This window comes from Pseudomonas fluorescens, from assembly GCF_000802965.1.
Taxonomy (GTDB): domain Bacteria; phylum Pseudomonadota; class Gammaproteobacteria; order Pseudomonadales; family Pseudomonadaceae; genus Aquipseudomonas; species Aquipseudomonas fluorescens_A.
This window is the reverse complement of sequence record NZ_JSAK01000009.1, coordinates 1-13820: the sequence shown is the minus strand read 5'-3', so window position 1 is coordinate 13820 and position 13820 is coordinate 1. Positions and strand designations below refer to the sequence as shown.

Sequence of the window (13820 nt, the reverse complement as noted above, 5' to 3'; positions counted from 1 at the left end):
GTGTCGCCAGAGGATTACTTGGTAACCAGCTCTACCGGAGTTTCGATCACGCCGTTGGCGCTGCTGTCGACTTTCTCGCCCTTGATGATTTTCAGCGCAGTTTCGATGCCGAATACGGCTTGCCTGGCAGCAAACTGGTCCGCAGTGGCCAGCACGCGGCCGTCCTTGAGCATCGGCTTGATGGCATTGATGTTGTCGTAACCGACCACCTGTACTTTGCCGGCCTTGCCCGCAGCGCGCACGGCAGACACCACACCGACCGCCATGCTGTCGTTACCGGCCAGCAGGGCTTTGATTTGCGGGTATTCGCTCAACATGGCGGAGGCAACCTGGTTGCCCTTGTTGATTTCCCAATCGCCGGACTGCACGGACACCACTTTGATCTGCGCGGCTTCCATCGCATCCTTGAAGCCTGCAGTTCGGGCCTGGGCATTGGTAGTGGTGGACACGCCTTCGATGATCCCGACTTCGTCACCGGCCTTCAGTTGCTTGGCCAGGTACTCGCCCACCAAACGCGCACCTTTGCGGTTATCCGGACCTACGAACGGCACGTTGATGTTTTTGCTTTTGACCACTGCCGGGTCCAGTTGGTTGTCGATGTTGATCACGGTGATCCCGGCATCAATCGCTTTCTTGATCACCGGCACCATGGCTTTGGAGTCTGCGGGCGCGATGACCAATGCATCGACTTTAGAGACGATCATTTGCTCGACGATACGGATCTGGTTGGCAGTGTCCGTCTCGTCCTTGATACCGTTGGAAATCAGCTCGAATTCGCCGGAATGGTCTTTCTGGTAGGCCTTGGCACCGTCTTCCATGGTCAGGAAGAATTCGTTGGCCAGGGATTTCATGACCAGCGCGACTTTGGGTTTTTCAGGACTCTCGGCGAAGGCCGAAGAAACAGGTAGCGCGGCGGCAGCGGCAGCCAGCATAGCGACAGCGAGAAGACGTCCAGCGAATGGCAGCTTCATGGGTTCACTCCGGTCTTATGATTATTGTGAGCAACGCTTGTACTCGCTAAAGTTTCACGACCGTCATTGAGGACTATTAATCCACAGCTGATGCCGCGCAAACGTTTGCGTAAACCGAACTATGCGAACCCTGCTGATATTTGTCAACGGCCAGAAAAGCCGTGCAGTTCATTGCGAGAACCGGCATTCACCTTACGCCGTCGTATTGACCATCGATCCAGTGCTGGCTCCGTTGGTCACCTCTTTGATCAGGCTGGCGCTGACTTGCAGGATGGCGCCGTTGGTTTCAGCTATTTGCCCTTGAATTGCCGACACCGCCGTCATTTTGGCTTCCGGCGTGGAATAGGCCGCGGACTGAGCCGCCGCCAATTGTTGCTGTTGCTGACGCAGTTGTTCTTGCAACTCCTTCAGGCGCTTGAGCAAGACTTTCACCGCGATGCTGGTGTTGTCGTTGGCCGGCTCCTCAGTTCCTGCAGTTTTATCCAAACCAACAGGACCGGTCCTGACTTGTTTGCCGTCACTTTCCTTTGTACTCAGCGCTTGAGCAGCCGCATCAGCTGTTGCGTCGCTCAATGCACGGACCGTTGCGGCCGACTTGCCGCTTATGGTGATGCCAGCAGCATTTGGAAGACCAACAGAAAACGACATGTGAACTCCTGAAAAAAACATCCTTTAAAGGATCATCGACTTGGGCACGGGTTTCTTTAACGACAGTTTTTCACCCGCTGAAACAAATGGCTCAAACAGACCCCCCATTCATTTTCGGAGTACCGAACGAAAAAGCTGCACACAGTCGGAAACCCGGACGAAGAAATGCGATAACGAAGTGACGGGCGGGTTTAAATAAACAAACAAATCAATAAGTTAAACATTTTTCTCAACACCGTGTGTGACTGGTACAGATCCTGCTCCTCTCCTGCACCCCAAACGTTCAGATCCGTCTGGGGCGCATCTAGATGAACTTGCATCAGCACCGTCTCACTACTAGAAGAGAAAAATAATGACATCTGCTTTCAAGACCTTTGTTCCGGGCGCCTTGGCCCTCCTGCTACTCCTGCCGACTGCCCTTCAAGCAAAAGAAGTGGAAACCCAACAGAAACTGGCGAACGTAGTCATCCTCGCCACTGGCGGCACCATCGCCGGTGCAGGCGCCAGTGCTGCGAACAGCGCGACTTATCAAGCGGCGAAAGTCGGCATCGAACAATTGATTGCCGGCGTTCCAGAGCTGAGCCAACTGGCCAATGTTCGCGGCGAACAAGTCATGCAGATCGCCTCCGAGAGCATTACCAACGAGAACTTGCTGCAACTGGGTCGTCGCGTGGCGGAATTGGCCGACAGCAAGGACGTCGATGGCATCGTGATTACCCACGGTACCGACACCCTGGAAGAAACCGCTTACTTCCTGAACCTTGTAGAAAAAACCGACAAGCCAATCATCGTCGTCGGCTCCATGCGTCCAGGCACTGCGATGTCGGCCGATGGCATGCTTAACCTGTACAACGCCGTGGCCGTTGCCAGCAGTAAAGATGCGCGTGGCAAAGGCGTACTGGTGACCATGAACGATGAGATCCAGTCGGGTCGCGACGTCAGCAAAATGATCAACATCAAGACCGAGGCGTTTAAAAGTGCCTGGGGCCCGCTCGGGATGGTGGTTGAAGGTAAATCCTACTGGTTCCGCCTGCCCGCCAAGCGTCACACCATGGATTCAGAATTCGACATCAAAACCATCAAGAGCCTGCCTGACGTGGAAATCGCCTACTCCTACGGCAACGTCAGCGATACCGCCTACAAGGCGCTGGCTCAGTCAGGCGCGAAGGCCATCATCCACGCAGGCACTGGAAACGGCTCGGTTTCCTCGCGAGTCGTTCCAGCCTTGCAGGCCTTGCGCAAGGACGGCGTGCAAATCATTCGATCTTCCCACGTCAACGCTGGTGGTTTCGTACTGCGTAACGCCGAACAACCAGACGACAAGTACGACTGGGTCGTGGCGCATGATTTGAATCCGCAGAAGGCGCGCATCCTGGCCATGGTCGCACTGACCAAGACCAATGACAGCAAAGAGCTGCAACGGATGTTCTGGGAATACTGATTAGCCCCACCCTCGCCCGACCGGTTCCGGTCGGGCACCGTATCGCCCGCTTTAATGGCACGCTCGCGCTTCACATCCGACAAAAAAAATTCCACCGTCCTACACCAAAATGAAAAAGGTGCTGTCAGAGGATTTTCTTGAATTTTAAGCAGTTGCGAAAATGCCTACAGTTAAATACTGTATGCACGTACAGCTTAATAAGGATAATTCCGTGGACACAACCTCTGCCTCTCCTGACTCCTATGTACGCATGGGCCTGCGCGTTCAGAAAATCATCAACTCCCCCACTGCTCAAAAAGCCAAGGCAGCCCTGGTCTTCCGTCTTCCAGACGAACCCGTGGATGAGTGGGAACGCTTGCTCGAAGAAATCGACGAGAACGACAACGTTACCCTCGCCTATCGCGACGATGGCGGCGTGCAGATTTTCTGGGTTGTGCCGAAGGAAGACTGAGTCAATGAGTGTCCGTTGTTTTGCTTTAATGCTTCTGTTGTTCGCCATGGGCGCCCAGGCTGATGCACCACGCACCTTTAACGAAGCCAAGAAAGTCGCCTGGAAGCTATATGCACCACAATCCACCGAGTTTTACTGCGGCTGCAAATACACCGGCAACAAGGTAAACCTCGCAGCATGCGGCTATGTCCCGCGCAAAAATGCCAAGCGCGCCTCTCGTATTGAATGGGAGCACATCGTTCCGGCCTGGCAGATCGGTCATCAGCGCCAATGCTGGCAAGAAGGCGGACGCAAGAACTGCACCCGGTACGATCCGACCTATCAGAAAGCCGAGGCCGATCTGCATAACCTTGTACCCAGCATCGGCGAGGTCAATGGCGATCGCAGCAACTTCAGTTTCGGCTGGTTGCCGGAGCAATCCGGCCAGTACGGCTCGTGCCTGACTCAGGTCGACTTCAAGGCGAAAAAGGTCATGCCGCGCCCATCCATTCGCGGCATGATCGCCCGGACTTATTTCTACATGAGCAAACAATATGGATTGCGCCTGTCGAAACAGGATCGGCAACTGTACGACGCCTGGAACAAGACTTATCCGGTTCAGGCCTGGGAACGTCAGCGTAACCAGAGCGTGGCGTGCGTCATGGGGCGTGGCAACGATTTCGTCGGCCCGGTGGACATGAAAGCTTGCGGCTGAGCTGCCGCTAAAAACAACAAGGCCCCGGGTTTACCACCCGGGGCCTTTGTCCTTTCTAGCCGTTAGCTGTGCTCTGGCGCCACGTTTAACGACTGGGCTAAAAAGCACCAGCGTACTCGTTACTGGGCAGTTGGACGCTCAAGAACAAGCAACTCGATGTTCTGCTTTTTCGCCTTGGTAATGGCTGCCGCCACCTCGGCCTGCTTGGCCTCTGCTTCTGCTTTCGAATTGTAAGGCCCCATCAGAATCCGCACCTTGCCGTCTTCCTTGACGACGCTGGACATGAAACTGTGCTCGATCAACCAGCCACTGAGATCGCTGACAGCCTGAGGGGTTGCCCCTCGCACTTCGAGATCCCATTGAGGTCCAGAAACCTGTGCTGGCGCGACGACCGCTGCCACTTGTGGCTTCGGTGCATCGACGCTCTTGCCCTCACCACATCCCGCCAGCGCCATTACCGCGATTACCATGATCATTTTGCGCACAGCGTTTCCCTCTGAATGCTTAAAGCGGGGATTTTATCATTCATGAATACTTCCCGAGCGCCGCAAAATGGGCTTAAAACAACGAGAATGATGGTTGCAGCCTCTGTATAGTTACGCCTTGGGAATTAATGCTGCATCTGCGCGTCAGAAAGAGGCACCCAAACCGTGAGACTTCGCACTAATCTATACATACCACCGACCTCTGCACTGTCCGAATCAGGTGCCCCACAAAGCAATCAAGGAGAAGACCATGCTGATACTCACCCGCAAAGTCGGTGAAAGCATAAACATTGGTGATGACATTACGATCACCATCCTGGGCGTAAGCGGCCAGCAAGTCAGGATTGGCATCAACGCCCCGAAAGACGTTGCGGTGCATCGCGAAGAAATCTATCAGCGCATTCAGGCTGGCTTGACCGCACCGGACAAACCGCAAACCCCTTGAATCCTGCTGCAGTCAGTAGCCAGCCCGTTCGCCCCGGAACGACGGCTGGCTAAAGATTCAATCGCCGCTCTAACCTTCGTATGTTCGCTCGGCCCAATGCTGGGTGATCCACGCCATCCCTCTCTGTGTTGCAGGCAGACCCATATTAGCGGCAAGCCGCAAGTCATGACTGTCAGACATTTCCGCGCAACACCGAGGAAGTGCCTGATGCCAGTTGCCTAAGCGGTCCCAACGCCCCGCGCCATTCCCGTAGCCGCAACAACCATCAGCAACACCAGCAGCGCCTCAATATGACTGATACGCGCGAATAGCTTTGCTCGCCTGGAATTGATAGCCGCACCCCGCGCCAGCGCAACCCGCCATTTGATCAATGTCACCATCGGTGCAACTTCAAGTAGCAGAATCAGGACGAACAACGTCATTTTGAGGTGGAACAACGGTTGATGCAGGTAGTAATCGCTGCCTTTTTCGTACCCGCCAAAGGCGCGCATGCCACCGGTCACGAGCAGGATAAGCGCAGAGATTCCCCAAATATTATCCGCGACCAACACGCTGCGAGCTTGACCCACTCCGTCAACCAGACGCCGAAAGGCCGTGCCACGAGCAAGAACGGCCCAGAACCCCAGTGCAAATGCCAAAAGATGAACTGCCGCAAGAAACCAGTGAGTCAGCATCGCGACGCTCCTGCCAGGATGAGATTGAATCAGCCTGTCAGTAGTAGCCCATGAATTAGCGCTTTGCACCGCGATGCCACTCGTTATCTCTCGACGTAACCTCGAAATACTCCCGATGTGAAAAGCCCAGCGCGATGGCTGGGCTCTGGTTATTTTCTGTTTTCCATCATCTTGTCGGCGAGCGCTTTGGCTCTCTCGATCAATAGATTCTGTCTGTCGTCGTGCGTAGCCCCGCCTACGACGGGCGCAGTCAAATTGCTTTCGGCAATCAACGCCGCGCAGAAATATTGATCCCACACTGCTTTTGTTTCGGGTGCTTGTTGGTTCAACTGGTCGGAGATCATATTCGACTCCTTTACATGAGGTAGCACGCCCATTTTACGCCTGAACGGCTGCGTTAGAGGATCCATCTCAGAAGGACATGAGAGGCGATCCAGGGAGATGCCTCAACCACAGTCCATTGCAGCAGAAGGCAAACAGACAGGTAAGCCGCAAAAAATTTGATCATCGCTCGCCTCCCCATCAATGTTCTCCCGCTTGAGTATTCGCAGTTGACGCGTGGTCGCCCGTTTTGCTTGGATGCGAATCAATGCCCACAGTTCAATGTCGTCGGAATACATCTCATTGATCAGGCACAGTACCTAAAACCCGCAGCAAATGATAATGTTTCGCATATGGAAGCATGTAAGCAGGACGCTGAGTAATGACAGAACTCTACGAGATCCACTTTGTGGCCAATGGATTTAAGAAAGTCATGGTTATCGAAAGATCAGGCATGAGCGACATTGAGGCCTGGAAGACGGCCCTGCTTCATCACGGCGAGTGCGCAGGTGCCACTTTCACTATTCACAATATCTTCGACGTCGTTGAAAAAGCCCTACGTCGCGGGATAAGGAATGTTCGGTGGAATAAGGCGAGCCACACCATAACCTGGAGCGAAAGAGCAAAGTTGGCGCGGAACACGGTAGGCGTGAAAAGTATCGAGTAACCCGGATGTATCTCGAACAGTAATTCGCACCCAACCCGTGCCGAACTGAGCCTGACTCAATAGAAGCCGCTCAGTTGTCCAAACTTGATTGATTTGCTGTCACAAAATGTCTCAGTTAAGACAACTCAAAGGATTGAAATAGCAACGGCCTGGCGGTATTCATGACTTTTCAAGCGCAAACAAGGAAGCCAGCATGTCAGGCGCAAAGCAAAATGCCCAGTCTTCTGCACAAGATTCTGAATTCAGGGATGGCAGACGACTTATAGCTGTATCCAGAGAGCTAGAGTTGATTGCAGCCGGGGCACCCAGTCCGGCTGCTATGTATCTGGAAGAAGAACTCTATATTTTTTCGAAAGGAGCTGATAATAACGGGAAAACCGGAAATCGACCGTGAGTCATCTGCGCCTCATCCTGCCGCACCCAGTCCTCGTCGTTTGCAAGAACGCTACGCTCTATCAGATGACGGAAACTGCGATATCCGCAATCATGTACGACCGTTCTTCAACCATCGCAACTCGTCTCAACTCGGAAAGCGAAAGGTAGATCAGCGCGGGCTAGTCGTCTCTATCGTTACGATCATGATCGCGATTGCGCTCATATCCCTGATCATTGTCGCGACGATCATACCTACGATCGTGACCTCGATAATCGTCATAATCTCGGTCATGCACTCGGTCGTATCCACGATCATGATCATAGCCACGATCACGACCGTATCTATCCCCCTCATCCCAACGAGGGCCGCACCCAGCCACGAGCAGCGTCGTTGAAAGGGTCATGAACATTATTACTACACGCTTCATTTGATGTGCTCAAGGCAAAAGTCGGAGATACGACCTTGAGACAGTTCAAAAATTCACTGACGAGGTACTGAAATTGAAATCGGCGTTAACGGCCCAACTCGAAAGAAAGACGCGTCATCGGCGAAGAGACCTTCATACCTGAACGAAGCCGATATATACGAACGCTCCGCAGTAAATCGGAAGCACAAAAAAGGGCCCACATTCGGTAAGCCCTTATAGATAAGCAGAACGGATTTTTTTGGGTTGGCACCATTGAAACCGAACCAACGGCCCCTCCTCGTCAAGGCAACTCCTAAGCTGGAGTGAAACATGGATCCCGACAAAAACGTCGTTTATAAAGACCGAACGCACTATCCCTTCAAGTATCGGAGGATTTTGTTTGCATTGTCTTCCACAGATAGCCTGGTGTTATCTATAACTAAAGCGGGTGCCAACGGTGGTTCATAAGGCGAAGAGATACCCGTAAAGTTTTCTAAAGAGTCACAGCGCGCTTTTCGATACAGTCCTTTGGGATCTCTTTCTTCACAGATACTGAGAGGAGTACTTACAAAAACCTCATGAAAGCGATCGACACCAATTATCTCGACCGCTAAAGCCCGGTCTTCAATCATCGGAGAAATTATCGCTACGATGACTATCAGGCCAGCATCATTCATGAGCCTGGCAACTTCAGCTATCCTCCTTATATTCTCCGATCTGTCGGACAGACTAAATCCTAAGTCCTTATTAAGACCGTGCCTAACGTTATCACCATCTAGAACAAAACAACTTTTATCCTGCGCTGATAACTTTTTTTCTAAGGCAAAAGCCAAGGATGATTTTCCAGACCCACTAAGCCCTGTGAGCCAAACGGTAATGGCTTGCTGCCCCAAATGCAGTTCCCGATCTTCCCGGGTCAAGGCTCCCAAATGCCAAGTGAGGTCTTCCCCGCTTGTTTTCATTTTACAAGAACCTCAATATCCGAAAAAATCGCACTCTGCGACTCATCAAACCACGACACTCCTTCCTGAACAAACGTCAGCCGGAGAGTTGATAGTCCTAACCGTTCAGGAGCGATAACCTCTACATTAAGTTTGAGGCTTTCCCCTGAAAGCAAAGTCGGCTCAATCTTGGTCCTAACCCCATCAAAGATAATGACCTCATCTGTGATCGGATCTATCCAGTGGTAGCAAATATTAACAGGATAGGGACCACTACTCTGGATACGGTATTTCGAGTTATTGGTTACCTCGACTTCAACTTCAAAATGAGCGCCCTGCTCAACAGCATCCGGGAAGGATATTGTATTGATTTGCAGCGCCTTCCTTTCCACCGCAGACAGTTGAATATTACAAGCCTTGTCCGCGTGCTTGGGGCTAGAGATATAATTATGCATGAGTAACGAATTCACCAATTCGTCATACCTAGACTCAAAAGTCTTCACTGCCCAATCGTAAAGCTCTTGGTCCAACGAAGTAATTTCTCTTATGGCTTGAATTGTTTCATTTGAAATCTCATCATCCAATGGTCGATTTTCTGACACATTCAATTTTTGCCGGGAAAATTTCGGATAAACATCCAAGGCGTGTGACAACAATTGCAATGACTGACTCATTCGCTCGGCGATACCAAAGAACATAAACTTTTCAAGCCGGGATTTCGCCAAATCCAGAAGTTCTCGATCATTGTTACGTGCAGCATAACTCTTTATAACAGCCCTACCATAACCGACTGGATCATTAGCAAGCTTCTCAAAATCCAGATCCGCGGCAAGAAATATAGTTTGAGCGTTCACCATATCCCAGTGAGTTTCTTTATCAGTAACAAAGTCGAACAATGACCAATTTTCTTCCACGACGCGATCATGGCGATAGGCATTTATGTCACGTTTGACATGTGAATACCACGAAATCGTACGCTGCACAGGATCTCGCAACATCGTTATGTAGTTGAGCTCCTTCCCCACATAGTTATTCAAGTCAAACCATAGATGCCCGCGAAAAAAATCATACTTGGAAATGGAGTCACTATCCAAGTTGAAAAGCTCTGGAAGCAATTGAGCATGGCATATCTGAGAGCGGTCAAATTGCGCATCTAAAAATGACGTTAATGATGTACCGGCGGTTTTTGGAATATGAAGATAATAAAGTGGCTTGTTCATTGTTAACCAAAATCTAGAAATCAAATTAATCATGTAGTCAACCGATCAAAATCTCGGTCAAAATTTAAAAAATTCGTAGCAAGTTTTCTAGGCACTTCCAAGATCTTACAAACTTCTAACTCCACGCTCTTTACCCTTAATTACTACAATAGTCCTACTTGGCGCACTGGTGACTGTCCGCCCATCGTTTCATACCTGACAGCCTTGACTTGATGGAGCCCTCAAAGCCAAAGGGTTTCTCGATGGCTTCCGACGAAATCGAAAGACAAGCGCTCGGCCTGGCTGCCCGGCTCCATCCGAAATCTATCGGCATCAGCTGCGAATGCTTGAGAACAAAGTAGAAGAATTGGACCTTCAGCTGCGCCAGATCGGCAAACATCTTCAAGCGGCTGGAAATGAACGCTGAGGCCAACCAGCAATGCGGAAAATATCGAGGTGATGCGAAGCTCATCTCGAAATATCCGGTCAGCGCTCAGAACGATCTTGGGACTCTCCTGCTTCTCGAGCCGAAACCTGTCAGTACAGCGGCTCATTGATCACTGCCCAGACCACCCGCGCACCTGGAGATTTTCACAGGCCAGGCGCTGCGGGAGGCGGTTTTGGAGTGCATGGACTCGCCAGTCGTCTGCCCGTAGTTGGTCTACCACTCACCGAAGGCAAGTAAACGGCCTCAACTCGACGCAAAATTACACTGGAACGCGGTGACGGAGGGGCTTCCTGACCAATTCCTTCACCCAAGCGCCAGACGCTTTGAAGGCCTACGACGAGTTGCCGACAGTTAAGAACCCTACCTTCCATGAGACCCGCGCAATCGGTGCCTGGCTGTACAAGCAGCAACGTTTCGAGCAGGAGTTCATGCAGGGTTTGATGGGGCACGCCGACGAGAAAATGCCCGAGCACTATCATGCTCGCCATGGTGAAGACGAGATGACTTATATGAAGGTGAAGGCAGACTTGATATTTGAAAAGGTGGTTCGTTTTTCAAAATCGTTTCCAACGTTTTTCCAAACGCCATCCGACAAAAAAGGTCTTTCGGTGAGCCATTCATCATGATGCTCGCGCGTTACGCAGGTTACCGGCAGGTCGAGTAGCCCCCCCCCCCAACAGTGCTGCCGAACTTCTCACGCATACTCGCTGTACATACTCTGGCTAACTACAGGTGGGCCAAAATTCAGGCGACCTTTAATGGCTCCACGCGTACCCGTCCATCAGCCATGAGCTGAAGATACTCTCGCCATTTTTGGAAAGCTTGCTGCTGCCTGGTGGAGGCCGCCAGCCAATCTTCGCCACCGACTAGTTCGACCGGGATGGCCATCATCTGCTCGATTGCAAGATCAAGTTCATTTGCGAGCTCACGCCCATTCGGCAAATCGAGGATTAGTGATCGCATAAGAAACCTGTCTTTTTTTTTGGCTACTTCATCGACTTTTCAATCTGCGGATCGTGCGCGAGCCCCGACGAACGGTTAGCCCAACCTCTTTATGGCAAAAAGTCATTACCCAAATTACGGCTCGGTTGCCGCGTCTCATGGTGGCAGCCAAAAAGATGGAGGTGGGCGGTATCGCCCGGGAAGACGCAAAACTACTAAAAGCCCGTGCACTTGGAGATTGTGATGGGCCGAGCGCGAATACTACCAGGCAGGGCACAGTGATGACGCGCTGGTTTACATGAAGGTAAAAGCCGACCTGAAGATGTAGCGCGGTGGACGTTTGCCCAAAATATTCCCAACGTTTTCTCAAACACCAGACAACAAAAAAGGGCCCACCTTTCGGTGAGCCCTTCTAGACCGCCCAGCAGAGCGGATTTTGTTTGGTAGGCGCGATTGGACTCGAACCAACGACCCCCACCATGTCAATGTCTGCTTGAGCAAGCTGCAAGCCTTGGTGCTCAAGGGTTTCACAGAACGCCCATTCACATTATGAGGCGTCAAAAATGGCCAATTTCCGCTTACTTCCGTCCGGCAACTGGAATGCTCAGGTACGGATAAAGGGCAAACCTCCCCAGTCGAAAACTTTCAGCAACAAAGCTGAAGCAGAGTCATGGGCGAACCAGCTCGAAGCCGTGACGATGGATCGCAAGCACCACACCATTTATACGCTGGGCATGACCTACTGCGAAGCCATGCTCAAGGGGAAAGGCAGCTACGACCACGCACTGAAAGTCGTGGAGCATCTGGGCAGACACTTCACGCAGCCCATTCACGAAATCACGCCGCAGATGATCAATGACTTCAAGATTATGCGATTGAAGAAGGTGAAGCCGTCCACATGCAGGACGCAACTTGCATTCATGTCCCGCTTCTACAGGTTCGCCAAACGCGGGCTACTGATCGACATCCAGAACCCTGTCAGTGATATCGCACTCCCCAAACCTGATCGGTCTTCAGACAAGGTGATTAGTGTAAGCGAGCTTGAGCGGTTACTGGCGAAGCTGTCACCCATCATGAAACCCATTGTCGAACTGGCATATGAGACTGCCATGCGGCGCTCTGAAATCCTGAAGCTGACCAAAGACTGCCTGCACCTCAAGGATCGAATTGCCGATGTGATCGATGGAAAGAACGGTACACGGTCAGTCCCCCTCACCCACCGTGCAGTGGAAATCCTTCAGATCGCCCAATTGTGCGCCACTGTAGAACATCACCCGAGCAACCTGATTTTCCCGGTCACTCCACATGCCGTATCTCAGGCAGTGCGACTGGCACGAGTCAAGGCTGGCTTAGACAGTAGTGTCCGGCTGCACCAGCTCAGGCACACCAGAATCACCAATGTCGCCAAGAAGGGCTTCAACAACGCACAGATCATGATCGTCTCAGGCCACCGGGATACACGATCCGTTGCCCGGTACTCCCATTTGAATGTCAGGGATGTTCTGCACCTTATTGATTGACCAATCGGATGGGCCGCCAGCCTCGATTAACTGAAAGGTTGGCAGCCCCGAAAACTCGTTAGAAACCATCGATAAACCCCAGCATAACCTGCACTGGATTCGTCATGTTCTGAGGAACAACTGTCGCTCAGTCCAGTGTTTACGGGCTTACATCGCTGACTGGACTAAGCAGGATGCTTTCTCTCCGCTGAAAATTGGTTTCGTACGAGCGGGATATTAGATGCGGCTAAACCATCGTCTTTGCGGTACGCCTACAGCATTCAGCTGGCACATGCAAGAAATAACGCTTGACAAGTGATGGCACTTTGACTGATAATTCTCAAATCGACAAAACATACCGAATACGTCCCGCACCCATACAGTGCCAGATGATCGGTGTTGCTTTGTCTGCAAACTGGCTGACCACCACCGACGGTCAATGCAAACCATGAGAAATAGCCATGACCATTGCAATGAAAGCAAAACCAACCTCGAGGTCGACGACATCCGAAAGCTGAGTTCATTTACTCCTCTGTAGAGAGAAATGCTGCCGATGATGCCGACCAACGTGTCGGTTTTTTTTCGCCCAAAATTCAACCTATGGAGGTATCAATGAACCAAGATTTCATGCATGACCGTGTTAAGACCATCTACGTACTGCCACAACTGGCAGGCGTCCGCCTCGACTACACCCTCGGGGAAGAACTGCCGCTGTTCGGAGCACCTAAGGATAAGAAGTTGACCTACGGCGTCGGCTATAACAGTCGGGATCGACGTAAGGCCATGGGTATGCCCTACTTCAAGACAGGCAAGGGCACCCCACACAAAACTTGGTCCAACATGATGCGGCGTTCCTACGGCCCCAAGAAGGCCGCTGCCTATGAAGGTTGCAGTGTCTGTATCAAGTGGTGGGACTATCAAGAGTTCGCAGCGTGGTACTCCATGCAGCCCTACGCGTTCGAGGCTGACGCCGAGCTGGACAAAGACATTTTGGACCCGCTGAACACAACGTACTCACCCGAGCATTGCACGGTAGTCCCAAAGAGCCTCAACCTGATTTTCAAGGGCTCTCGAAAACTGCGAGCAAGACTCCCGCGTGGCGTATACGTCCACTTCAGCGGGTTAGGCTTTGTTGCCCGGATTTCAAGGTATGGCAATGCGAAAGACCTTGGCCACTTCGATACCCCTACTGCGTAAGGGGCCGGCGAACAC

General features: G+C 51.8%; 17 protein-coding genes. 9 read left to right on the top strand and 8 right to left on the bottom strand.

The window, feature by feature from the left end; all coding sequences use genetic code 11:
- Positions 1-14 precede the first annotated feature (14 nt).
- Complete coding sequence (locus NL64_RS08920; RefSeq protein ID WP_034147773.1) at positions 15-971, bottom strand: sugar ABC transporter substrate-binding protein; 957 nt, start codon at positions 969-971, stop codon at positions 15-17.
- 192 nt (positions 972-1163) lie between these two features.
- Complete coding sequence (locus NL64_RS08915) at positions 1164-1619, bottom strand: hypothetical protein (protein WP_034147772.1); 456 nt, start codon at positions 1617-1619, stop codon at positions 1164-1166.
- Between the two features lie 352 nt (positions 1620-1971).
- Here NL64_RS08915 and NL64_RS08910 point away from each other — a divergent pair, with 352 nt between their 5' ends.
- The 3 genes from NL64_RS08910 (at position 1972) to NL64_RS08900 (ending at position 4205) form a co-directional block, all read left to right on the top strand.
- On the top strand, positions 1972-3060 hold the full coding sequence (locus NL64_RS08910; RefSeq protein ID WP_034147771.1) for an asparaginase: 1089 nt from the start codon (positions 1972-1974) through the stop codon (positions 3058-3060).
- A 160-nt stretch (positions 3061-3220) separates the two neighbouring features.
- Entirely contained in the window at positions 3221-3511 is a 291-nt protein-coding gene (locus tag NL64_RS08905; protein ID WP_034147770.1) for a DUF1654 domain-containing protein, read from the top strand.
- 4 nt (positions 3512-3515) lie between these two features.
- On the top strand, positions 3516-4205 hold the full coding sequence (locus tag NL64_RS08900; RefSeq protein ID WP_034147769.1) for an endonuclease: 690 nt from the start codon (positions 3516-3518) through the stop codon (positions 4203-4205).
- Positions 4206-4324: 119 nt separating this feature from the next.
- On the opposite strand, the gene NL64_RS08895 is transcribed toward NL64_RS08900, so the two are convergent.
- Complete coding sequence (locus tag NL64_RS08895) at positions 4325-4690, bottom strand: hypothetical protein (RefSeq protein ID WP_034147768.1); 366 nt, start codon at positions 4688-4690, stop codon at positions 4325-4327.
- Between the two features lie 250 nt (positions 4691-4940).
- Here NL64_RS08895 and csrA point away from each other — a divergent pair, with 250 nt between their 5' ends.
- Positions 4941-5135 carry a carbon storage regulator CsrA gene (gene csrA, locus NL64_RS08890; protein WP_007938114.1) on the top strand — a complete coding sequence of 65 codons (195 nt, stop codon included), beginning with the start codon at positions 4941-4943 and terminating at the stop codon, positions 5133-5135.
- A 218-nt stretch (positions 5136-5353) separates the two neighbouring features.
- On the opposite strand, the gene NL64_RS08885 is transcribed toward csrA, so the two are convergent.
- Positions 5354-5809 carry a DUF2214 family protein gene (locus tag NL64_RS08885; protein WP_034147767.1) on the bottom strand — a complete coding sequence of 152 codons (456 nt, stop codon included), beginning with the start codon at positions 5807-5809 and terminating at the stop codon, positions 5354-5356.
- 149 nt (positions 5810-5958) lie between these two features.
- A complete protein-coding gene (locus tag NL64_RS08880) occupies positions 5959-6153 on the bottom strand; it encodes a hypothetical protein (RefSeq protein WP_034147766.1) in 195 nt (64 codons plus the stop codon).
- A 359-nt stretch (positions 6154-6512) separates the two neighbouring features.
- Between NL64_RS08880 and NL64_RS08875 the strand changes: the two genes are divergently transcribed.
- Positions 6513-6797, top strand: coding sequence for a DUF6555 family protein (locus NL64_RS08875; RefSeq protein ID WP_034147765.1), 285 nt, complete (start codon positions 6513-6515; stop codon positions 6795-6797).
- Positions 6798-6990: 193 nt separating this feature from the next.
- A complete protein-coding gene (locus tag NL64_RS30060; RefSeq protein ID WP_155292738.1) occupies positions 6991-7191 on the top strand; it encodes a hypothetical protein in 201 nt (66 codons plus the stop codon).
- Between the two features lie 759 nt (positions 7192-7950).
- Here NL64_RS30060 and cysC read toward each other — a convergent pair.
- Positions 7951-8541 carry an adenylyl-sulfate kinase gene (cysC, locus tag NL64_RS08865; RefSeq protein ID WP_034147763.1) on the bottom strand — a complete coding sequence of 197 codons (591 nt, stop codon included), beginning with the start codon at positions 8539-8541 and terminating at the stop codon, positions 7951-7953.
- Entirely contained in the window at positions 8538-9773 is a 1236-nt protein-coding gene (locus tag NL64_RS08860) for a sulfotransferase family 2 domain-containing protein (protein WP_080757904.1), read from the bottom strand. Before NL64_RS08860 ends, cysC begins: the two co-directional genes overlap by 4 nt.
- A 717-nt stretch (positions 9774-10490) precedes the next feature.
- Between NL64_RS08860 and NL64_RS29145 the strand changes: the two genes are divergently transcribed.
- Positions 10491-10793 carry an integrase gene (locus tag NL64_RS29145; RefSeq protein ID WP_216594565.1) on the top strand — a complete coding sequence of 101 codons (303 nt, stop codon included), beginning with the start codon at positions 10491-10493 and terminating at the stop codon, positions 10791-10793.
- A gap of 118 nt (positions 10794-10911) precedes the next feature.
- On the opposite strand, the gene NL64_RS08845 is transcribed toward NL64_RS29145, so the two are convergent.
- The gene (locus NL64_RS08845) at positions 10912-11130 is read right to left on the bottom strand and encodes a hypothetical protein (protein WP_034147760.1); all 219 of its coding nucleotides are present in this window, start codon (positions 11128-11130) and stop codon (positions 10912-10914) included.
- A 542-nt stretch (positions 11131-11672) separates the two neighbouring features.
- Between NL64_RS08845 and NL64_RS08840 the strand changes: the two genes are divergently transcribed.
- Together NL64_RS08840 and NL64_RS08835 are read left to right on the top strand one after the other, a co-directional pair.
- Complete coding sequence (locus tag NL64_RS08840) at positions 11673-12629, top strand: tyrosine-type recombinase/integrase (RefSeq protein WP_034147759.1); 957 nt, start codon at positions 11673-11675, stop codon at positions 12627-12629.
- 591 nt (positions 12630-13220) lie between these two features.
- Positions 13221-13805 (top strand): hypothetical protein, encoded by a 585-nt coding sequence (locus NL64_RS08835; RefSeq protein WP_253277069.1) that lies wholly within the window; start codon positions 13221-13223, stop codon positions 13803-13805.
- Positions 13806-13820 lie beyond the last annotated feature (15 nt).